This window comes from Xanthomarina sp. F1114, assembly GCF_026410255.1.
Taxonomy (GTDB): domain Bacteria; phylum Bacteroidota; class Bacteroidia; order Flavobacteriales; family Flavobacteriaceae; genus Xanthomarina.
Genome location: NZ_JAPMLL010000005.1, coordinates 59,246 through 82,639 on the forward strand (window position 1 = coordinate 59,246; position 23,394 = coordinate 82,639).

The 23,394-nt window shown below is 32.7% G+C and carries 18 protein-coding genes; 11 read left to right on the top strand and 7 right to left on the bottom strand.

Translation table 11 applies throughout. From position 1 onward, the window contains the following. Positions 1-12 precede the first annotated feature (12 nt). The gene (locus OS188_RS05150) at positions 13-3,042 is read right to left on the bottom strand and encodes an aminotransferase class III-fold pyridoxal phosphate-dependent enzyme (protein WP_323370445.1); all 3,030 of its coding nucleotides are present in this window, start codon (positions 3,040-3,042) and stop codon (positions 13-15) included. Between the two features lie 122 nt (positions 3,043-3,164). Here OS188_RS05150 and OS188_RS05155 point away from each other — a divergent pair, with 122 nt between their 5' ends. Further along, a complete protein-coding gene (locus OS188_RS05155; RefSeq protein ID WP_267147760.1) occupies positions 3,165-3,923 on the top strand; it encodes a TIGR02757 family protein in 759 nt (252 codons plus the stop codon). 59 nt (positions 3,924-3,982) lie between these two features. Beyond that, the gene (locus tag OS188_RS05160; protein WP_267147761.1) at positions 3,983-5,464 is read left to right on the top strand and encodes a S10 family peptidase; all 1,482 of its coding nucleotides are present in this window, start codon (positions 3,983-3,985) and stop codon (positions 5,462-5,464) included. A gap of 130 nt (positions 5,465-5,594) precedes the next feature. Here the strand turns inward: OS188_RS05160 and OS188_RS05165 are convergent, their stop codons facing one another. Next, a complete protein-coding gene (locus OS188_RS05165) occupies positions 5,595-7,484 on the bottom strand; it encodes a M61 family metallopeptidase (RefSeq protein WP_267147762.1) in 1,890 nt (629 codons plus the stop codon). 136 nt (positions 7,485-7,620) lie between these two features. Here OS188_RS05165 and OS188_RS05170 point away from each other — a divergent pair, with 136 nt between their 5' ends. The 5 genes from OS188_RS05170 (at position 7,621) to OS188_RS05190 (ending at position 12,952) form a co-directional block, all read left to right on the top strand. Further along, on the top strand, positions 7,621-8,628 hold the full coding sequence (locus OS188_RS05170) for a glycosyltransferase family 2 protein (RefSeq protein WP_267147763.1): 1,008 nt from the start codon (positions 7,621-7,623) through the stop codon (positions 8,626-8,628). A 165-nt stretch (positions 8,629-8,793) separates the two neighbouring features. Then, complete coding sequence (locus tag OS188_RS05175; RefSeq protein WP_267147764.1) at positions 8,794-10,716, top strand: BatA domain-containing protein; 1,923 nt, start codon at positions 8,794-8,796, stop codon at positions 10,714-10,716. After that, on the top strand, positions 10,713-11,966 hold the full coding sequence (locus tag OS188_RS05180) for a dihydroorotase (protein WP_267147765.1): 1,254 nt from the start codon (positions 10,713-10,715) through the stop codon (positions 11,964-11,966). The genes OS188_RS05175 and OS188_RS05180 overlap by 4 nt, the downstream gene beginning before the upstream one ends. Positions 11,967-11,970: 4 nt before the next feature. Then, positions 11,971-12,297, top strand: coding sequence for a DUF4870 domain-containing protein (locus OS188_RS05185; protein WP_267147766.1), 327 nt, complete (start codon positions 11,971-11,973; stop codon positions 12,295-12,297). A gap of 13 nt (positions 12,298-12,310) precedes the next feature. Further along, positions 12,311-12,952, top strand: a complete 642-nt coding sequence (locus OS188_RS05190) for an alpha/beta hydrolase (RefSeq protein ID WP_267147767.1) — start codon at positions 12,311-12,313, stop codon at positions 12,950-12,952. A 5-nt stretch (positions 12,953-12,957) separates the two neighbouring features. Here OS188_RS05190 and OS188_RS05195 read toward each other — a convergent pair whose 3' ends face one another. Together OS188_RS05195 and OS188_RS05200 are read right to left on the bottom strand one after the other, a co-directional pair. Further along, complete coding sequence (locus OS188_RS05195) at positions 12,958-13,482, bottom strand: hydrolase (protein WP_267147768.1); 525 nt, start codon at positions 13,480-13,482, stop codon at positions 12,958-12,960. Then, on the bottom strand, positions 13,482-14,243 hold the full coding sequence (locus OS188_RS05200; RefSeq protein WP_267147769.1) for an MBL fold metallo-hydrolase: 762 nt from the start codon (positions 14,241-14,243) through the stop codon (positions 13,482-13,484). Before OS188_RS05200 ends, OS188_RS05195 begins: the two co-directional genes overlap by 1 nt. Positions 14,244-14,336: 93 nt before the next feature. On the opposite strand from OS188_RS05200, the gene OS188_RS05205 reads away from it, so the two are divergent. Beyond that, the gene (locus OS188_RS05205) at positions 14,337-15,788 is read left to right on the top strand and encodes a TonB-dependent receptor (protein WP_267147770.1); all 1,452 of its coding nucleotides are present in this window, start codon (positions 14,337-14,339) and stop codon (positions 15,786-15,788) included. 97 nt (positions 15,789-15,885) lie between these two features. On the opposite strand, the gene bcp is transcribed toward OS188_RS05205, so the two are convergent. Further along, on the bottom strand, positions 15,886-16,338 hold the full coding sequence (bcp, locus tag OS188_RS05210) for a thioredoxin-dependent thiol peroxidase (protein ID WP_267147771.1): 453 nt from the start codon (positions 16,336-16,338) through the stop codon (positions 15,886-15,888). Between the two features lie 42 nt (positions 16,339-16,380). On the opposite strand from bcp, the gene OS188_RS05215 reads away from it, so the two are divergent. After that, entirely contained in the window at positions 16,381-17,040 is a 660-nt protein-coding gene (locus OS188_RS05215) for an endonuclease III domain-containing protein (RefSeq protein ID WP_267147772.1), read from the top strand. Between the two features lie 265 nt (positions 17,041-17,305). Here the strand turns inward: OS188_RS05215 and OS188_RS05220 are convergent, their stop codons facing one another. Continuing rightward, on the bottom strand, positions 17,306-17,890 hold the full coding sequence (locus OS188_RS05220) for an RNA polymerase sigma factor (RefSeq protein ID WP_267147773.1): 585 nt from the start codon (positions 17,888-17,890) through the stop codon (positions 17,306-17,308). A 236-nt stretch (positions 17,891-18,126) separates the two neighbouring features. Between OS188_RS05220 and uvrA the strand changes: the two genes are divergently transcribed. Next, a complete protein-coding gene (gene uvrA, locus OS188_RS05225) occupies positions 18,127-20,910 on the top strand; it encodes an excinuclease ABC subunit UvrA (protein WP_267147774.1) in 2,784 nt (927 codons plus the stop codon). On the opposite strand, the gene OS188_RS05230 is transcribed toward uvrA, so the two are convergent. Beyond that, a complete protein-coding gene (locus OS188_RS05230; protein ID WP_267147775.1) occupies positions 20,907-21,974 on the bottom strand; it encodes a DUF3667 domain-containing protein in 1,068 nt (355 codons plus the stop codon). The two genes, uvrA and OS188_RS05230, sit on opposite strands and share 4 nt — an antisense overlap. Positions 21,975-22,195: 221 nt before the next feature. Here OS188_RS05230 and OS188_RS05235 point away from each other — a divergent pair, with 221 nt between their 5' ends. Next, positions 22,196-23,353, top strand: coding sequence for a hypothetical protein (locus OS188_RS05235; protein WP_267147776.1), 1,158 nt, complete (start codon positions 22,196-22,198; stop codon positions 23,351-23,353). Positions 23,354-23,394: the final 41 nt, after the last annotated feature.

Below are 23,394 nucleotides of genomic sequence, written 5' to 3' on the forward strand. Positions count from 1 at the left end.
TAAAATAAGAGACTAAAACTTCATAAAATCTTCTTGAAAGATTTGCTTTAACCTAGTTAACAACTCATCTGCATTATCCATTGAAAAAACCATTGGAGGTTTAATTTTAAGCGCATTATTATCTTTTCCATCTGTACTCATTAAAATCCCATAATCTTTCATTCTATTGGCTAAATACGAGGCTTTTTCAGCCAATGGATTTTTGTTTTTATCAACCAGTTCAAAACCTAAAAACAATCCTTGCCCTCTAACATCGCCAATTATGGGAAACTTTTTTTGTAGGCTTATTAATTCTTTTTTTAAATAATTTCCGACTTTTAAAGCATTCTCTTGAAGCTTTTCATCTTTAATAACCTGCAAAACTTCTTTTCCAATAGCACAAGACACTGGATTTCCTCCAAACGTATTGAAGTATTCCATGCCATTTGCAAAAGCATTAGCAACTTCTTGTGTACAAACCACAGCAGCTAATGGGTGACCATTGCCAATAGGTTTTCCAATAGTTACAATATCTGGAATCACATCGTGTAACTGAAATCCCCAAAATGTATGTCCTACTCGGCCACAACCTGTTTGCACTTCGTCTGCAATGCAAAGTCCGCCCGCTTTTCTAACAGCTTGATAAGCTAATTTTAAATAATTTTCAGGAAGTTCCACTTGTCCGCCACAACTAATAATACTTTCACATATAAAACCCGCTAGATTTCTGTCTTTTTCATGAATATTCTCTATCTGTTCATCAATATGTTTAGCATAATTTTCAGCTGTATTTTCACCTTGATACAAACCTCTAAACATATCAGGAAGTGGCACAATATGCGTGTGTTCTGGAGCTCCCTGCCCACCTTTGCCGTCAAACTTGTACGAACTAATATCAATACAGGCATTCGTGTTACCGTGGTAGCCAATTTCCACAGCAATCATATCTTTGGCTTTGGTAAAAGCTTTAGTCATCCGCAAAGCTAATTCGTTGGCTTCACTACCCGAATTTACAAAATGCACAACAGATAATTCCTGTGGAAACGTTTCCAACAACTCTTTTGCAAAACCATTAATATTATCATGTAAATAGCGTGAATTCGTATTTAAAACAGCCATTTGTTCTTGTCCAGCTTTTACCACTCTTGGATGTTCATGCCCAACATGAGCTACATTATTTACGGTATCCAGATATCTCCTTCCAAAAACATCTATTAAGTAAACTCCTGCACCTCGTTCCATTTTTAATGGTTGTTTATAGGATAAACTCAAACTTTTTCCAAGGTGTTTTTTTCTAAAATCAAGAAGCTCTTTATTGGACTTATTTTGATGGGAATCCATACCATCATATTTAAATAGTACATTCGGATTTGGGCATAAACTACTCCATACAGACACATTATTCGGAAAAGCAACACCGGGAAAATCCTGTTGATAGTCCAACATATCTAACATGATTTGAAAATGTAAATGTGGCGACCAACTACCATTTTCATTGATATTTCCTACATAAGCCATCAAATCTCCTTTGTTGATTTTCTGTCCTTTTCTTACTAAGTTCAAAATACTTTCAGAGAGATGTCCGTACAAAGTATAAAACGGAATACCATTATCGGTTTTGTGTTCTAAGATTAAAGTTGGCCCATAATCTTTATTATTTCCATTGTTATAAATGCTATATACCTGCCCGTCAAATGGTGCATGAATAGGTGTGTTTTTATTCACCCAAAAATCTACACCCAAATGCATGGTTCTATATTCCAAGCCTGAATTTCCTTCCTTCTGATAAGCTTTGGTACTGTAAAATGGTCTGGTTTCTAAATATCCCCCAGCAAATAATGTATTTGGCTTTTCGACTTGGAGTCTGTTAATTTTAAAGGTAGTTAATTCTATATCGTTGTATTCGGTCTCATGTCCCAGCCAAGTACTTCCTACATGCATATCCAAACTAAATACCTGATTGAAGTCAAGACTAGGAAATAAATTATTTAAAGAAACATCTTGTGTTTTAGCCCAATTTAGAAAAGCTATTTCATCAGGATGTGCAGAGAAACCACAAGCTCCTCTAAAATTAAAATGAACCAGGTTTGCATCTAATTCCTGCCATCTTTTTAATACATCCCAGGCGGGTTTCTCACTAATTAACAAATAAGTGTTATCCGGTTCTTTTTGTTTGTTTAAAGCAGATTTAGTCACACTAATAATCAAACGCATAGCAACCAAATGGTATAAAAATGGGAGCTCTTCTTCCAGTAAAGAAAACTCTTTGTGATATCCAGAAACTATGGGTAAAGCAGCAGCCAACAAATCTGGTTTGCCCATTATGGCATAAGCTATGGCAACAGCTAAGTCGTTTATAGGTTGACTATAAATAGCATCTCCATAATCGATTATGGCTGTAACCGTTGGATCTATCAAATTATCTGATACCAGAATATTATTATCGTTAGCATCGTTATGGATGACGGTTTTTCGGAGTTTTTTGTAGTCTTTTTGGAAGCTCTCAAATGACTTTTGAAAGTAAGAAACAATTTCCTGTTGTTCTTTAGAAAATAGTTCTAAATACTTAAAAGTCCATTCAGATTGGGCGATATCCCAATCGAATGATCTGTGAACTTTTGAATGCTTAAAACCTTCTAAAGCCTTTGCTATTTTTCCAGCTTCCCTTCCTAAACTAAAAAGTAACTCGCCTTTTATGGGATTAACCGAAGACCATAACCTGCCATCAATCCAAGAAAGTAAACGGACATATCTGGTGTTTTCTTCAGCATCTTTTATAGAACTGATGTATTTACCATGGATATCAGGAAAAACCTTAGGTGCATTCAAATTACTATTAGAAACATAATTGAGAATTTCTTGCTGGAATTCTAAATACTCTAAATCCTCATCTGGTCTGCCTATTTTTAAAATATAGCTTTCTGTTTTGGTTTTAAGTCTGAAATTAAAATCTAATTCTCCTGGTAAACTTTTTATTTCACCTTCAAGATTATAGAGATTTTTTGCAATTTCTTTGGCTTGTTCCGGAAGTACTTTTATATGGGAATAATCGGCAGACATCATGTATATTTTATTTAAAAAATAAGAATAACGAAGTTAGTTTTTTTTAAATGAATAATTAGAACGAGATTCCTCATATTTCTAAAAATTGATTCATATTTTTATGGATTATAATACCAAAAACATTGAACAAAACAGAATTAAAAGAATTTTTAGATGCCAAGGTCATTCAATATAATCGACTAGATTTTATTGAAAGCGATCCCATTCAAATTCCACATCTTTTTAGTAAAAAAGAAGATATTGAAATTGCAGGCTTTCTCAGTGCAACCATTGCCTGGGGAAATAGAAAAAGCATTATAAACAATGCTAGTAAAATGATGGAACTACTAGATCATTCGCCGTATGAATTTGTAATAGATCACCAAGAACAAGATTTAGAAGCTTTGCTCCCATTTGTACATAGAACGTTTAATGGCACAGATTTTATCACTTTTATAAAGGCTTTACAGCATATTTACAAAAATCATGAGGGTTTGGAGGCTATTTTTTCAAGTGAAACAGATTCGTTACAAAATTCCATTCATCATTTTAAAAAGGTGTTTTTCGAAATTGAGCATTTACCAAGAACTCAAAAACATATAAGTGATCCGTTAAAGAACTCGGCTGCTAAAAGAATTAATATGTATTTAAGATGGATGGTTCGCTCGGATAATACGGGCGTAGATTTTGGGATTTGGAAGCGTATCTCTCCTTCAAAATTATCCTGTCCTCTAGATGTACATTCTGGAAACGTAGCCCGAAAACTAGGTTTATTAAAACGCAAACAAAACGATGCAAAAGCTTTAGCCGAGCTCGACAAAGCCCTGCGAAAACTAGATTCCAACGACCCTGTAAAATACGATTTTGCACTCTTTGGCTTGGGTGTTTTCGAAGGATTTTAACAATTTATAAAAATGACTTACAATAAAACAATTTATCTTTAAGCTTTTAAATAAATATTATGAAACACCTCTTTTTACTACTTGCTACATTTTCAACGAGTTTGCTTTTTTCGCAAGCCATTAAAATTCCTTTAGATACTACGGTTGTTACCAATCATACAATAGCTATTAACGGACAAAACCTGTCTTATCGAGCCACGGCTGGGACACAACCTGTATGGAACAAAAAAGGCGAACCTATTGCGACTTTATTTTATACGTATTATAAAAAAAGTAATAGTGATAAGGAAAAACGTCCCATTATTTTTTCATTCAATGGTGGTCCAGGTTCGGCATCTGCATGGATGCATATTGCCTACACAGGTCCTGTAGTATTGAATATTGATGAAGAAGGTTACCCAATTCAACCCTATGGTGTAAAAGATAATCCGCACTCTATTTTAGATGTAGCAGATATTGTTTTTATAGATCCCGTAAATACGGGATATTCAAGAATGGTTGCAGATAAAGAAGGAAAGTTACCAGATAGAAAAACATTCTTTGGAATTAATGCTGATATAAAATATCTGGCTGAATGGATGAACACTTTTGTTTCTAGAAATAACCGTTGGGAATCTCCAAAATATTTAATTGGCGAAAGCTATGGAGGTCCAAGAGTGATGGGCTTGGCAAAAGAATTACAGAACAAACAATGGATGTACTTAAATGGAGTGATTTTAGTATCGCCAGCCGATTATAAAATATATTCAACCAATCAGCCCATATATTCTGCCTTAAACTTGCCATATTTTACGGCAGCAGCTTGGCATCAAAAGGCACTTCCTAGCTCATTACAACAAAAAGATTTATTAGAGATTTTACCAGAAGTTGAAAGTTATGCCATTAATAATTTAATGCCAGCTATTGCAAAGGGTGGTTTTATTTCAGCTGAAGAAAAAGAAAGTGTTGCCGAAAAAATGAGTCTGTATTCCGGCTTGGATAAGAAAACCATTTTGGATCATAATTTAAATGTTCCAACCAGTTTTTTCTGGAAAGAATTGTTACGTGATGAAGGATTCACTATTGGTAGGTTGGATTCTCGCTATTTAGGAATTGATAAAATGACAGCAGGAAACTCTCCAGATTTTAATTCGGAATTAACGTCTTGGCTGCACTCTTTTACACCTGCAATCAATTATTATCTTCGTGAAGAGCTTAAATTTAAAACAGACATTAAATACAATATGTTTGGCGATGTCCATCCATGGGACAGACAAAATGATAATACGCGTGAAGGTTTGCGTTTAGCTATGGCTCAAAATCCATATTTAAAAGTATTGGTGCAATCTGGTTATTACGATGGAGCAACTACTTATTTTGCTGCAAAATATACCGTAGGACAAATGGATCCGAGTGGAAAAATGAAAGATAGGTTTTCTTTTAAAGCCTATAGAAGTGGCCATATGATGTATTTAAGAAAAGACGACTTAAAAACAGCAACAGAAGATATTAGACAGTTTATAAAAGATTCAGGCTCTAAAGGTAAAGCTGCTAAGTATTAGTTGTTAATTGTGTTATAATCAAAATGCAACCTGTTTTGGTTGTAATAAAAGCATAAAAAAAGCACCGAATGAAAATTAATCATTTGGTGCTTTTTTAATTTCTAAATCGTCAATCAACGATCAACAATATCTAGCCTTTTAACCAAGCTTTACGTATAGATTTTTGAGTTTCGTTTGCCTTAGGGTTTTCAACTAAAGTTTTTCCTAAAGTATACGATGTTTCAACCGTTGCTTTAATAACAACCTCTTCGCCATCTCTATTTACTTTTACTTCAATTTCTTGTCCTGGCTCCCACATAAATACTTTCTGGAAAATAGCGTTAGCACTCATGATATTAACTTCCTCACCATTTACTGCTTTAATAACATCGTTTGGTTTTACACCATTGTCATGCCAAAAACTATTCTGACTTACCAAGCTATTAAAGAAGATGCTTCCATCTGCCTGGTTTGCTCCAAAAATTAAAGCGCCGCTATTTTGTAACAGATTCGTTTCTACACGACTCTCTCCCATTTCAAGGCCTACCTTTTCAAAGAACTTATTGTAATTAATTGGAACATCTCCAACCACATGTGTATTTAAAAACTCTCCTACTGAAGGATAAGTCATTTCAGTAATTTCATCAATTAACTTGTCATCTTCAAACGGTTTGTTTTCTCCATATTTTTGAGAAAGTTGCTTCATTAATGAAAGAATTCCTCTGTTTCCATTACTTTCCTCACGCATTAATATATCGATACACATTCCAATTAAAGCACCTTTTTGGTAAACGTTGTAATACTGACTTGCATAAGGTTCATCTAAAACGTTTTCACTCATAATAGTAAAACTCATGGCGTCGTTCATTCCTGAAGCTGTTTGAATTTTTTCAGTAATCTTCGCATAAAACTCGTCTTCAGAAATTAAATTCTGATCGACTTGAAATAAAGTCGCAAAATATTCGGTTACCCCTTCGTACATCCATAAATGCTTAGAAAATGTTGGATTGTTATAATCGAAATAATGCACGTCTTCAGAATGTACGCTTAAAGGTGTTACAATATGAAAAAACTCATGTGAAACCACATCAATCATACTCTCTGCTAAAGCTTCAAACGGGATCGCTTCTGGCATTACTACAACTGTAGATGTGTGATGTTCTAGAGCACCAAAACCTTTTGGCGACTCTTCATCTCCACGAGATAAATACAAGTAAATATCATATCTAGGTGTGCTGTTAATATCTCCTAAATATGCTTTTTGAGCTTCCATCATGGTTTTCATAGTCTCTCCAATAGCTTTTGCTGTATGTACTTGGTTTGGAGAATATACACTTAAAACAATTTTTATACCTCCTACTTCAAATTCTTCTACATCAAGATTTCCATACATCATTGGGTTATCTGTAATATCAAAATATCTAGGTGCAAAATAACTTGTAGTGACCGTTTTTCCATCTTCACTCATTTTTTCAGCTACATTTTGTAAAGCTGAAGTTCTTATAAAATCTGCTGGAGCCGTAACATCTAAAGTATATTGGTTGTTTTTTAAAGAATCAAAATACCCAATAAATCCGTGTAAGTTTAAAACATAGTTATCTGGTTCAATATTTGTTCCTGCAGGCGAAAAAGGCGTATCTCCACCAATACCTCCGGTTTCTTCAACGTCGAAAGTATCGTTCACCATATATGTAATATAGTCAAGTGCTGTTGCATTGCTAATAGTCCATGAGTTTGTGTCGATTTTACTTACTGAAAGTTCGTTACCTTCGTAATCAAAGGCTTTTAAATCTTCCACATATTTTCCAAAATCGCTCACAGAATAAGTTCCTTGAACTACTTTAGGTAATCTATAAGTAACTGTTTCAGCTGTAAATCTTCCAGGATTAATAACTACCGGAACCTGATCGTTAGTTACTTTTGTTAAATCAATAGTTGTTACAATGGGTGTACTTACTGCTAAATCGGCAGAAGTTTTTGTCGATGTACCACAAGCAACGAGTAAAAAACTGATGCTAAAAATGGTTAATAATTTTTTCATTTTAATAGTTTAATGGTTTTAATTAATAGTTGTAGGTATGACGACCAAAAATACAATGTGTTACATATATATGCCTTAAGTTTTTGTTAAAATCTAATACATTAGACACTTAGAACTTTAATATTATCTTCGCCTTATGCAAAACATTTTAATAAGCATTTTAACTCCTTTTAAAAACACAAACAAGTTTTTATATGATTGTATAGAATCTATACAAAATCAGACCTATACAAATTGGGAATTACTTATTATCGATGATAGTTCTACAGATAATAGCTACCAGATAGTCCATGAGTTTACCAAACATGACAAGAGGATTAAGCTTTTAAAAAATCCAGGTGAAGGGATTATCGAAGCCCTGAGATTTGCTTTTAAAAATAGTTCTGGAACTTATATTACCAGAATGGATAGTGATGATATTATGCCTCCAAATAAATTAGAAGTACTTTTAAATAATTTACAAAAACACGGTAAAAAGCATGTGGCTACAGGCTTGGTTTCTTATTTTAGTGAAGATGGAATTAATGATGGATATAGAAATTACGAAACATGGTTAAATAAACTTACTCGAACCGGAAGTAATTATTCTGAAATCTATAAAGAATGTGTCATCCCTTCTCCGTGTTGGATGGCGCATAAGAATGATTTATTAGCTGCCGATGCTTTTAACCCAAACGATTATCCTGAAGATTACGATTTAGCCTTTAGATTCTACAAACAGCAATTAAAAGTAATTCCATGTAACCAAGTTTTACATCTTTGGCGAGACTATTGTACAAGAACTTCCAGAACCCACGAACATTATGCACAAAACTACTTTTTAGAAATAAAGTTGAAATATTTTCTGGAATTAGATTTCGATGCTTCAAAACAATTAGTTATTTGGGGAGCTGGTTTTAAAGGAAAAACCATTGCAAAATTGTTAATCGAACGTCAAGTAAAATTTATCTGGATTTGTAATAACCCAAAGAAAATTGGAAAACACATTTACGGGCAGGAATTATATAGTTATACTTATTTAACCGAATTGAAACAAACCCAATGTATTATTACTGTTGCCAATAAACAATCTCAAAAAACGATTAGATCCTTTTTTGAGAACAAGAATAAAATAGCAATGACAGATTATTTTTTCTTTTGTTAAATTTTCTATGATATAATGAGGTTATCTTATAAAAGTTAAACACAAAATTTTAAATCTAGATTTTTTTAAAGAATTTAGTGGTTTGATAACTAAATAATTTAATTTGTTGTTAAAAGGTTTTCTATTTCAGAGTAAACCTTATTTTTGTAATTAAACTAACAAGGAATGCAGTTTAAACATCCCGAACTTCTTTACGCATTATTTGCGCTGCTTATCCCGATTCTTATTCACTTATTTCAACTTAGAAAGTTTAAAAATCAAGCTTTTACAAATGTTGCATTTCTAAAAAAAGTAACTGCTCAAAGTAGAAAAAGCTCTCAAATTAAAAAATGGCTTGTTTTATGTACTAGAATGCTGGTATTTGCAGCTTTAGTTATTGCTTTTGCCCAACCATTTACTTCAAAAACAAATGCCTTAAATACTGAAAAAGAAACCGTAGTATATTTAGATAATTCTTTCAGTATGCAGGCCAAAGGCCCAGAAGGCGAATTGTTAAAAAGAGCTGTACAAGATCTTATTGAAAACCTGGATAACACAGAGAACATTTCGGTGTTTACAAATAACTATACTTTTAAAAATACAACTATTGGAGCTATAAAAAACGAATTACTACAATTAGACTACGCCTCAAATCAACTTAATTATGAAGCCGTTCTATTAAAAGGAAAAAACCTATTTAAAACAACTTCAGAGAACTTACAAGAACTCATATTGGTATCAGATTTTCAAACTAAAGAAACAGTGTTTAATCCCGTTTTAGATTCTGTAATTAGTACTAATATTGTTCAGTTAAAACCTGTCAATACGAATAACTTATCTATAGACAGTTTATATATATCGAACAAAACACCATTAAATATAGAACTTACAGCAAGCATTTCTAATCAAGGAAAAACGCTTAAAAATATTCCTGTCTCTTTATTTAATAAGCAGAATTTATTGGCAAAAACTACCATTGACATAGAAAAAAATACCACTGCTGTTTTTACTATTAATAATGAAGAAAGTATAGAAGGCTATATAATTATTGATGACGAAAATCTAACATTCGACAATACCTTGTTTTTTAGTATTAACAGAGCAAATAAAACCAAAGTCCTTTCTATAACGGAAGATGATGACCAGTTTTTAAAACGAATTTATACAGAAAAAGAGTTTCAGCTTACTTCCGAAAGTTTAAGTAAACTCAATTATAGTGATCTTGAAAATCAAAACCTCATTGTTTTAAACGAGTTAGAAAGCATACCAAATTCTTTAACAACAGCTTTAAAAGCTTTTACCAGCAAAGGTGGGTTTCTTGTAATTATTCCTTCAGAAAAAAGTGATTTACAAAGCTACAACGACTTACTATTATCTTATAATATACGTTTTAATGCATTAAACCCTTCAGAAAAGAGAGTTACTACCATCCAATATTCGCACCCACTTTATAAAGATGTGTTTAATAAAGAGGTTTCTAATTTTCAGTATCCAAAAGTTGAAAGTTATTATACACTAAATAGTTCTAATGCTAGTACACCTTTAAAGTTTGAAGATGGCAAAGCGTTCTTAACTAAAAGTGGCCAGGCTTATGTATTTTCTGCATCCTTAAAGACTAAAAATTCAAACTTTAAAAATTCTCCGTTAATTGTTCCCACACTTTATAATATTGGGAAACAGAGTTTAGAAACTTCGGCGTTGTATTATAATATTGGCGAAGAAAATAAATTTGATATTCCTATTAGCTTGCAGCAAGACGACATTTTAACCTTAAGTTTAGAGGATAATAGTTTTATTCCACAACAACAATATTTTAATAATAAAGTAAGCATTATTACTTCAGAATCACCAGCTATTGCTGGAATATACAAAGTAACCAATAAGAACAATTTTATAGAAAACATTAGTTATAATTATAAAAGAGATGAAAGTGTGTTGCAGTACCAAGATCTTTCAGGTATAAAACACATTAACTTATCTCAATCCTTACCTGATTTATTAGGAAACTTAAAAAGTGACTCGAAAATTAACGAGCTATGGAAATGGTTTGTTATTTTTGCATTAGGCTTTCTAGCCATTGAAATGCTCATCTTAAAATATTTTAAATGAACGTACTCTTAAAATCGGCCACAATTATTGATCCAAAAAGTGATTTTCATAATCAGACGGTCGATATTTTAATTGAAAAAGGCGTGATTACCGAAATTTCAAGCACACTAAAAAACACAAAAAACGTTAGAGAAATAGATTTAGATAATCTGCATGTATCTCAAGGATGGTTTGATAGTAGCGTAAGTTTTGGAGAGCCTGGTTATGAAGAACGGGAAACCCTTGATAACGGACTAAAAACGGCTGCGCTATCTGGTTTTACAGCTGTGGCATTAAATGCAAATACTTATCCAGTTATCGATTGCAATTCAGACGTGTCTTTTCTTAAATCTAAAGCTAAAAAACATGCCGTAAACCTCTTTCCTATTGGTGCTTTAACCAAAGAAAGTAAAGGTGTCGATCTGGCTGAATTATACGATATGAAAAACGCTGGAGCCATTGCTTTTGGCGACTATGAAAGACCTATAGAAAACCCGAACTTACTTAAAATAGCCCTTCAATATGCCACTAATTTTGATGGCTTAGTCCTTTCCTTTCCTCAAGAAAATAAAATCTCCGGAAAAGGTGTGATGAACGAAGAGCTAACAAGTACATCTATTGGCTTAAAAGGGAACCCGAATATGGCAGAAGAATTACAAATTGTTAGAGATTTATTTATTCTGGAATATACTGAAGGTAAACTTCATATTCCAACTATTTCTACAGCAAAATCAGTTGCTTTAATTCGTGAGGCAAAACAAAAAAAACTAAATGTAAGTTGTAGTGTTGCCATACATAATCTTGTTTTAACAGATGAAGCTTTAACAAGTTTCAATACAAACTTTAAAGTACTGCCTCCCTTACGTACTCAAGAAGACATTAATGCCTTAAGAGATGGTTTAAAAGATGGTACTATAGATATGATTACTAGCGACCACAACCCTATAGATATTGAGCATAAGAAGATAGAATTCGATTTGGCTAAATATGGAACTCTTGGTTTAGAATCTGCTTTTGGTATCTTAAATTCCCATTTTAGCACTAAAAAAACCATTGACTATTTAACCAAAGGAAAATCGAGGTTTGGAATAGATTCTCAATCCGTTAGTATTGGAAATAAAGCGGATTTAAGTTTGTTTAACCCTAAAGGAAAACAGAAATTTACAAAAGATAATATCTTATCAACCTCGAAAAATGCTATCTTTTTAGACTGCGAAACAAAAGGGAAAGTATACGGTATTATTGCTAATAATAAACTTATTTTAAATTAATAACATGACAAATCAAACCGTTCAAGAAGGAAAAACTATGGCTATAGTTTGTTATTTTACCTTTATTGGATTAATAATAGCTATTATAATGAATCTTGAAAAAAGAAATCCTTTTACTTTTTTTCATGTTAGACAGATGTTGGGTTTAATTATCATGCTTCTTTTTTCAAATTTAGTTGAAGAGTATGTAAATAGCTGGTTAGGAACCAGCTTCTGGATAATTACTTTCGTTTGCTGGATTTTTAGCATTTTTTATGCTGCAAAAGGCGAAGCAAAACCAATTCCTGTTCTTGGAGAGAAATTCCAAGAATGGTTTAAAAATATTAATTAAAAAACATAGAACATTGAGCTTATCTTATATTACCAGACCTTCTACTTTAAAAGAAAACGCACCCTTACTAATTATGTGTCATGGTTATGGAAGTGATGAAAACGATTTATTTTCCTTTGCATCAGAACTACCAGAAGAGTTATTTATTATTTCACTAAAAGCACCCTATAAATTAGAGCCTTATGGCAATGCCTGGTATGCTATTAATTTTGATGCTGAACAAAACAAATGGAGCGACGACGAGCAGGCTAAATCTTCTAGAGATTTAATTGCTAATTTTATAGATGAAGCATGTAGTAAATATCCGGTTAATAAGGACAATGTGACTATTCTAGGTTTTAGTCAAGGTACTATTCTAAGTTATGCTGTAGCTTTAACTTATCCTGAAAAAGTGAAGCAAGTTATAGCCTTAAGTGGTTATATTAATCCAAATATTATTCCAGAAGATTTTTCAGAAAAAGACTATTCACATTTAAGCTTTTATTGTTCCCACGGAAATGTAGATCAAGTGCTACCGGTAGAATGGGCTAGAAAAGCACCTAAATTCTTAGATGCTTTAAATATTGAGAATCAGTATTCTGAATTTCCTGTAGGACATGGAGTAGCTCCACAAAATTTTTATGAATTTAAAAAATGGTTAGTCGATAGAATATAACATTTTTATTGGGTTGGATATAAAAACGAATCTATCAGTTTAAAATTCAATTGTTCGTCTTCGGTAATTTCGTAATTGATTAATAATTCTCCCCAATATTTTCCATCAGAGAAATTAGCTATAATCCATTTGTGATTTAAAAGTCGGATCGAGTTTATTAGCATCTTTCCTCCGGACATAGACGCATAAGGAATTAAGGCGTGCTCTTCTCCCGGAAGCGCATTCAGTTCGTAAATTTCGTCTTTAATAAAAGGAATTAACTCTGATATATTAAAACCACGAGCTTCAAAATAAGACATAGCAGCTTCAGTTTGGTCTAGTTTAAATTCTGATAAATCTAAAATTTGATCCTCTAGATTAGAAACTTTGTCTTCAAGTACAGCAATTTCATCTTTATTACTTTCCTTAATTTCCAAGCATTTTTCATATTTCACATTATAAGCCTCCAAAATATTTTTAGAGTTTACATATTGAAAAACAACAAGTAAAAGTGTGAAAATAAACAGGTACATAAATATTTTATTCTTCATTATATAGTAATTTGTAAGTTATCGTAAGCCAAAAAAACGTTTTCTGGTAAGGTTTGTTGTACATCGTTATGAAATCCCATTAAATGACTAATATGTGTTAAATAGGCCTTTTTAGGATTTACTTTTTTTATAAAATCTAAAGCTTCTTCTAAATTAAAATGCGTGGCATGCGGCTGCTGTCTTAAAGCATTAATCACTAATACATCTAAGTTTTGTAATTTCTCAATTTCCTTATCTTCTACAGTTTTCATATCTGTTAAATAGGCAAATTTATCAAATCGGTAACCAAAAACCTGTAGGTTGTAATGCATACCATCAATTGGAACAACTTCCATGTTTGCAAGAGGAAAAGCTTCATTTTTAACCTCATTCATTATCACGCCTGGCGCACCTGGATACTTGTTTTCAGTTTCGAAAATATAATCAAATCTACGCGTCAATTCACCTAAAACGCGTTTATGAGCATACACAGGAATTGGTCCTTGTCTAAAAAAGTATGGTCTAATATCGTCTAAACCTGCTGTATGGTCAGAATGCTCGTGCGTAAAAAGTATTCCATCTATTTTATTACAAGAACTCGTTAGCATTTGCTGTCTAAAGTCTGGACCACAATCTATAACATATACGTAAGAATCCCATTCAATAAGAACGGAAACTCTTAAGCGTTTATCTTTAGAGTTTGTGCTTAAACAAACAGGATGAGTACTTCCAATAACTGGAATTCCTTGAGATGTTCCTGTACCTAAAAATGTCACTTTCAAACCTTAATATTTTGAAACAAAAATAAGGTTATTTTTTTGTTTAACCTGCTAATTAAGTACCTTTGTAGTTAAGATTTAATCCAAGAATTTAGAATGGAAATAACCCTAAAAGGAGATAAGCAATTTGATGATATTCCTTCGTTAAAGACAAAAGCCCTTCGTATAAATTTAAATGAGCATATTTATGGGACTTTCGCCGAGATTGGTGCAGGTCAAGAAACAGTAAGACATTTTTTTAGAGCTGGGGGTGCTTCTGGAACTATAGCTAAAGCTATGTCTGCATACGACAAGGATTTTAGTGATGCGATATACGGGGTTGAAAGTGATGGACGCTATGTTACCGAAGCACGTTTACGTAAAATGTTGCATCACGAAATTGGCCTAATAGAGAAACGTCTAACAAGAGATAAGCACCCTAATAAAATGTTTTTTTCTTTTGCCAATACGGTAACTACCATTGATTTTGCTAAGCAATACAAAGGTCATGGTTGGGTTGGAATTCGTTACCAAATAGATCCTACCAAAGAATATAACGAAATTATGCTGCATCTAAGGTTCAAAGAAAATGATGCTAGATTACAACAAGAAACCTTAGGAATTTTAGGAACTAATCTTATTTATGGAGCCTATTATAAATATAAAAAACCTAAAAATTTACTTCGTTATTTATACGATCATTTAGATAAAGATCAACTAGAAATTGATACTATAAATTTTTCGGGTCCTGTTTTTGAAGATGTGGACAACAGATTAATGAGTTTACAATTGGTTAAAAATGGAATGACCGATGCTGTAATGTTTTCTCCCGATGGTAACAACGTTCTACCTGCTAAAGTGTTATACAAAAAGAACATTTTAGCTTTAAGAGGAAGTTTTAGACCCGTAACCAAAGTAAACATGGATATGTTCCATAGATCTTACGACATGTTTATTAAAGAAAATAAGGTTGAAGAAGAAAGAACTCAAGTTGTTTTTGAAATTACTCTCTCTAATCTCCGTGCCGAAGGTGAAATTGATGAACAAGACTTTATGGATAGAGCGAAGTTGCTTTGTTCTTTAGGTCAAACCGTTCTAATTTCTAATTTTCAAGAGTATTACAAATTAGTAGAATATTTTTCTCAATATACTAAGAGCAGAATGGGACTTGCCATGGGAGTAAATAATCTGGTGGATATTTTTGATGAAAAATATTACCGCCATTTAAGTGGTGGAATACTAGAAGCTTTTGGAAAGTTATTTTTTAAAGACTTACGCGTTTACCTCTACCCTATGGATAATGGAGATGGTACCATTACAAATAGCGAGAATCTAAAAGTACACCCTAGAATGAAAGAATTGTACAAATTCTTTAAATATAATGGCAAGGTTATAGACATTACAGATTACGATGAAGAGATTTTAACCGTATTTTCTAGAACTGTATTTAAAATGATTAATGACGGTCAGGAAGGCTGGGAAGCCATGCTTCCTGAAGGTGTATCGAAATTAATTAAAGAGAAAAGTTTATTTGGTTGTGAAACCGAAGAACCTTTTAGAAATGAATAGGTTTTATAAAAAGTTATAAATAATAAAAGGCGACCAAATTGGTGGCCTTTTATTATTTTACTTAGAAGTATAATATTTGTTCTATTCTATAAATTATCTACTTCAATATTTGAGCTGTATGCTCTTTCGTTTTCACCTTAGAAATTACGTCTTCAATAATTCCATTTTCGTCAATAACAAAAGTTGTTCTATGGATGCCTTCATATTCTCTACCCATAAATTTTTTAGGTCCCCAAATGCCATAAGCTTCAATCACAGCTTTATCTTCGTCTGCCAATAAAGGATAAGGGAAGTTATATTTATTTTTAAAATTACTCTGTCTTTTTGCGCTGTCTGCACTAGCTCCAAGAATTTCGTATCCTGCTTTTTGAAATTTTGAATAATTATCGCTTAAATTACAAGCTTCAGCCGTACAACCTGGGGTACTTGCTTTGGGATAAAAAAACAATACCAATTTTTTTCCTTTATAATCTTTTAAAGAAATGGAGTTTCCATCTTGGTCTTTTGCAGTAAAATCTGGTGCTTTATCTCCTGGTTTCAAATTTGTCATAGTATCTTTGTTTATAATTCAATTTCTGTAAAAATACAACTTATGACCAAGCAAGAAAAGGTAGAATTCGTTATAAAAACGTTAAAGGAACTATACCCAACTATTCCGGTGCCTTTAGACCATAAAGACCCCTATACGTTATTGATTGCTGTTTTAATGTCTGCGCAAAGCACAGATGTACGTGTCAATCAAATAACTCCTAAATTATTTGCTAAAGCAGATAATCCGTACGATATGATAAAACTGAGTGTAGAGGAAATTAGAGAAATAATTAGGCCAGTAGGCTTATCTCCTATGAAAAGTAAAGGTATTTACGGACTATCTCATATTTTAATTGATAAACACAACGGACAAGTACCTAAAACTTATGAAGAATTAGAGGAATTACCAGCTGTAGGACATAAAACGGCTGCTGTGGTTTTATCTCAAGCATTTGGTATACCAGCATTTCCTGTAGATACACATATCCATAGATTAATGTATCGCTGGGGTTTTACAAACGGGAAGAATGTGGTGCAAACAGAAAAGGATGCCAAGCGCCTATTTCCTAAAGAATTATGGAACGAATTGCATCTTCAGATTATCTGGTATGGCCGTGAATATTCTCCAGCAAGAGGTTGGGATTTAGAAAAAGATATCATTACCAAAACCATTGGTAGAAAAAGTATTTTAAAAGCACACCCTCAATACAAAGCTCAATAGAATTCTAAAGTCACTAAAAGCAAAAAAGTCCTAACGACTAATTAGGACTTTTTCAAAGTTTAGTTGAGAAGCGCTTCAAACTTCATCTTATTACAATTTATAACACTTAAAGCCTTTGAATAATCAAGAAGAAACTTTATAGTTTCGTCTTTTGGGTTTAGATCAAGTTGCGTTTGGGGATTTTTTTTAGAGTAAAGTTTTGCCATTTATAATATTTTAATTGGTTCATTTACAATCTAAAACGTAACAGTCTGATTAATATTGTTTAATTGGTTAAAATTATATTATGCTTGTCAATTATTTTTCTCATATTAATTAATGCGTAACGCATTCTTCCCAATGCTGTATTGATACTAACACCAGTTTTATCGGAAATCTCCTTAAAACTCATATCATTATACATACGCATTACCAAAACTTCTTTTTGATCGGCTGGAAGTTCTTCAATTAGCTTTCTAACATCAGATTCTACCTGCATTTTAATCAAAGTTCGTTCGGCATCTAAAGCTGTATCACTCAAAACAGAAAAAATATTGAAATCGCCAGAATTGCTAAATTTCGGCATTCTATTATTTCGTCTAAAATGATCTATTACCAAATTATGAGAAATACGCATGACCCAGGGTAAAAATTTACCTTCTTCGTTATATTTTCCTCTTTTTAAGGTTTTAATAACCTTAATAAAGGTGTCTTGAAAAATATCTTCAGCAATATCTTTATCTAAAACTTTGGAATAAATAAAACTATAAATTCGTTGTTTGTGTCTCTTTATTAAAACCTCTAACGCAGGCTCTTCGCCTTTAATGTAGTTACTAACTAATGTAGCGTCTGTGATAAGTTCGTTTTGCATAATCATTACTTTGCACACAAAGTCTCCTTTATGTTCGGGGTTAAAAACTGATTTAAAGTAATTTTATGCTATAGGCTAGACAAGTGATTTTAAGATTAGTAAGTTCCAAATATAACAACATTCTTTGTTCTTTTACAAATTAATTAACAATAATTCAAAAAAAACATTCGATAAGATTCTATTTTCTTGGATGATTTACTTATAGTATCTTTGCATTATTATCGCCTATACAACTTATGACACTAAACATTTCCGAAGTAAATCCGAAAGATAACATCATTATAAAAGATGCCAGTCTGCACAATTTAAAACATATTGATGTTGTAATTCCCAGAAATAAATTAGTTGTTATTACAGGTTTATCGGGCTCTGGGAAATCTAGTTTAGCTTTCGATACACTTTATGCCGAAGGACAACGTAGATATGTGGAAAGTTTGTCTAGTTATGCCAGACAGTTCTTAGGGAGACTCAACAAACCTAAGGTTGAATACATAAAAGGTATTGCTCCTGCAATTGCTATTGAGCAAAAGGTAAACTCTACCAATCCGCGCTCTACAGTTGGAACTTCTACAGAAATATATGATTATCTAAAACTCCTATTTGCCAGAATTGGAAAAACCTATTCTCCAAAATCTGGAAATGAAGTTAAAAAAGATACGGTTGCAGATGTTCTAAATTATATTAAAACTTTTGATGAGGGTGAAAAACTCCTGCTCCTCGCTCCTATTTATTTAGAAGAAGGTCGAACTATGGAGGATAAACTAAAAGTCCTTCAGCAACAGGGTTATGCCAGAATTAAAGTTGATGATAAGGTTCAAAGAATTGAAGAAGTAAAAAGCATTTCTATAACTGAACCGGTTTATTTAGTGGTTGATAGAATAATTACTAAAAACGAAGAAGATTTTTATAACCGTTTGGCAGATGCTATTCAAACTTCATTTTTTGAAGGGAAAGGTGAATGTTATGTAGAGTCTTTAAAAGATAATAAGCAACGATCTTTTAGCAATAAATTTGAATTGGATGGCATGGATTTCTTGGAACCTAATGTACATTTATTCAGTTTTAATAATCCGTATGGCGCCTGTCCAAAATGTGAAGGTTACGGAGATATTATTGGTATAGATGAAGATTTAGTTATTCCAAACACGGCTTTATCTGTTTATGAAAATGCCATTTTTGCGTGGCGAGGCGAAAGTATGAGTTGGTATCGAGATCAATTGGTAAACAACTCGCATAAATTCGATTTTCCCATTCACAAACCCTTTTTTCAATTAAATAATGAGCAAAAGCAACTTATTTGGGATGGCAATAAGTACTTTGAAGGTTTGAATTCTTTTTTCGCCGAATTAGAGTCCAAAGCGTATAAAATACAAAACCGTGTGATGCTTTCCCGTTACAGAGGAAAAACCAAATGTAAGGCATGTGGAGGAAAACGTTTAAGGCCAGAAGCAGACTATATAAAGATTGCCGATGCTACTATTACCGATTTAGTAGATTTGCCCTTAGATAAATTATCTGCTTTTTTTAAAAATTTAGAATTAAACAAATACGATCTAAAAATTGCCAACCGCCTACTTAAAGAAATAAACAACCGTTTGTTATTTTTAGAAAATGTAGGTTTAAATTATCTGACTTTAAACCGAAAATCAAATACACTTTCTGGAGGTGAAAGTCAGAGAATTAACTTAGCAACTTCTCTTGGAAGTAGTTTGGTTGGCTCTATGTATATTCTAGACGAACCTAGTATTGGTTTGCATCCAAAAGACACCGAAAGGTTGATTGGCGTATTAAAATCTCTTAGAGACTTAGGCAATACGGTGATTGTGGTGGAGCACGACGAAGATATTATGAAAGAAGCCGACGAGGTTATTGATATTGGCCCGGAAGCAGGAACTCTTGGTGGCGAAGTTGTTGCCACCGGAACATTTAAAGATATTCTGGCTTCAAACTCTTTAACTGCTCAGTATTTAAATGGTAAACTTGAGATTAAAGTTCCTGAAAAACGAAGAACTTCTAAATATCAAGTAAATATTCTTGGCGCTAGAGAGAACAACTTAAAAAATATAGATGTTACCATTCCGCTTGGAATGCTTACCGTTATTACTGGAGTTTCCGGAAGTGGAAAAAGTACTTTAGTTAAGAAAATACTATATCCAGCACTTCAAAAACAACTCACAGATTTTGGAGATAAACCCGGGCAGTTTTCAGAATTAACTGGAAACTTTAGCAATATTAAACAGATTGAGTTTGTAGATCAAAACCCTATCGGTCGTTCGTCTCGTTCCAATCCAGTTACATATATAAAGGCCTACGACGATATTCGTGCCTTATATGCCAGTCAGAAATTGAGTAAGATTAGAAACTATCAATCCAAGCATTTTTCTTTTAATGTGGATGGTGGACGTTGTGAAACTTGTAAAGGTGAAGGCGAAGTAACCATCGAAATGCAATTCATGGCAGATGTGCATTTAACCTGTGAAACCTGTAACGGAAAACGTTTTAAAAAAGAAGTTCTAGAAGTTACATTTAATGAGAAAAATATTGATGACATTCTAAATCTGACCATTGATGATGCCATTAACTTTTTTGAAAAGTCTGAGCAAACTAAGATTAAAGGCAAATTACAACCATTACAAGATGTAGGTTTAGGTTATGTTACCTTAGGTCAAAGCTCATCTACCCTTTCGGGTGGAGAAGCACAACGTATAAAATTAGCATCATTTCTAGGAAAAGGAAGCAAGAGCGATAATACTTTGTTTATTTTTGATGAACCAACAACGGGATTACATTTTCACGACATTCAAAAACTCTTAAAATCTTTTAATGCCTTAATAGAGAAAGGACATTCAATTTTAGTGGTAGAACACAATTTGGAATTGATAAAATGTGCCGACTATATTATCGATTTAGGTCCTGAAGGTGGTGAATATGGTGGTCACTTAGTGGCTTCAGGAACACCTGAAGAAATTGTTGCCAATAAAAAATCTATTACCGGTTCATATTTAAAAGAAAAACTCTAATAAAACATAAAGGCGAAAAATGCCACTCCTACAGCAACTAAGCTAACTATAGGAAAAAACAAAAGTGTTATCAGGCTACATTTAAAATAGCTTTTTAACCAACTTTGTTTGTAAAAACGTTTAAGGGCAATAAATAGATATATAAATATGGATAATACGATTATTGTATCTATCCAATCAGGAATATCTACAATTAGATTTATCCCAACAATTAAACTAAATACAGTAAATATAAAGGCGAAAAAGTAAAAGCTAAACACCAGATGATGTGCATAGCGCCCACTTTTTCTATAAAATAGCTTTAATAATAAAGCAAATAGTGGCAAAACAAAGAACATGGCAATGGGTACGGTATCATAAAAAGTTTGTAGAATACTTCCTCCCTGTTTAGACTTCAGAAACTTCAAAGCTTGTGCATATAAACGTTTTTTAAACGCACTATCGGTTTCTTCCAAACCCATGGAAGTTAAAATCTCTTTATCTGGAGCGTTTATTTTTATTAAGGAATCTACTTCTGTACCAGCAAAACTAATGTCATTTTTTTTAGAATTAAAATTTTTATCTGAAACTAATGAGTCTATTTGCTTTTCGGTCATTCCAGAAAATACAGCCGTTTTTTTAAGAGCAATCCTCGCTTCTTCTCTATCTAAAGAATCTTTTAATTTAAAAGCTAAAGCTTCTTCTTCTGAAAGCGAATTTATATCAACATGTTCTTCAAAAGCACTAGCAAGACCTTTATCCATATCACTTGCTTGTTCATTGGCTTTAAACGAAAACAAAAAGAAAAAAACAATAGCAACAAACAGATACATCTGTGCTGGATGTAGATATAATAAACGTTTACCTTCTATAAACTTCCTTGCTAAATATCCAGGTTTTATTAATAAAGGAATAAAACTTTTAAAAAAACGCGCATCGAAAGAAAAGTAATTACTTATTGTATTATAAAATAAAACACCTAAGGTTAGCTCATCTTTGTCTTTCTGACCACAATGAGGACAGAATTTAAAATCGCTATCAAAAGAGTTTTCACAATTTTTGCAAATAGTTTGGTTGGTTGACATTACTTTTAAAATTGGTTCTATAAATGTATAAAAAAGAGAGTATTTATTACTTTTTTAAATATAATTTAATAGATATGCGCTTGTTAAGAGTTATAACTTTTAAACAAAACAAAATCTAAGCAACTTATTAACAAGGTTTTACGTATAAATAATTCTAAAAATCAGATTTTGGCATGTTGTTTGTTTTATACTTGACACGTTTCATTTAAAATCTAACAATTATGAAAAAATTTATGTTTTTAATAACAGCTTTAGTCCTGGGTGGGCTAACTGTTAGCGCATCAACTACCAACAAACCAAGTTCTATTGATAATACAACAGCTTTGAGAGGTTATGGTAATTCTTTCATATTTGTTGAAAATGGAGTTGAGTTCTCGATATTCCCAGATGGACAGTTCGATTTTTATATGCCATCTTACGGTCCAAATGTAAGTGTTTATAGTCCTGGAATAAGTATCAGTTTTAACTCTGGATACAATTATAATCCGTTTTTACAATACGATGAATTCGGAGCCATTATTCAAGTGGAACACGTACCAGTTTATTACGATTATTATGGTCGTGTAAATCAAATTGGAAATGTGTTTATTAATTATAACAGTTTTGGAAACGTATCGAGAATTGGAGGACTATATATTCACTACAACTCTTATAGAAGATATGCTTACTATACCGGGTATATCAATGCGTTTAATCCGTACTACGTTTACAGACCTTGGCATGGATATTACCGGGTTCCAGCTTACAACCACTGCGTTGTTTACCACAGACCTTATAGACAATATTACACGCCTATTAGATATAATTACAACAGACCTTATACAAACAATTACAGACGTTCTACTGCTGTTGCAACAAGACGAGGTAATACAATTAAGAGAAGAACTGAGTTAGCTACTAGACCAACTCAAGCAAATAACACTCCTAGACGAGATGTTGGAAGTACAAAACCTAGAACTAAGAATCAACTTACTGCGCAACCTAGAAATACTGAGAACAGTGTAAGGCCACGTACTGGTTCTCAAGCTAATTTACCTAGATATAATAATCAGGTAGCACCAAAGCCTAGAACCGCAACAAATATGGTTAGACCAGGAAAAGATTTAAGTAATAACACACCTAAATCCAACAATCAGGTAGCGCCAAAACCTAGGACCATTACTAACACTGTAAGACCTAGAACTAATTCTCAAATGAATTCTCCTAGGTCTAAAAGCCCAACAGTTTCAAAGCCTAGGACTCAAACTAGAGGAAATTCAGCAAGACCTGAGTTTAAACAGAATGTAGCTAGCAGAAAACCAAAGCAAGTAAATAATCGTACATACAGTAAAGATCGCAATAAGAATCAAATGGCTTCAAATAATAGAAGCAGAAGATAATTAGATTTTGGTTGGTTAGTTGGAAAGTCCTGCAAGTAGTT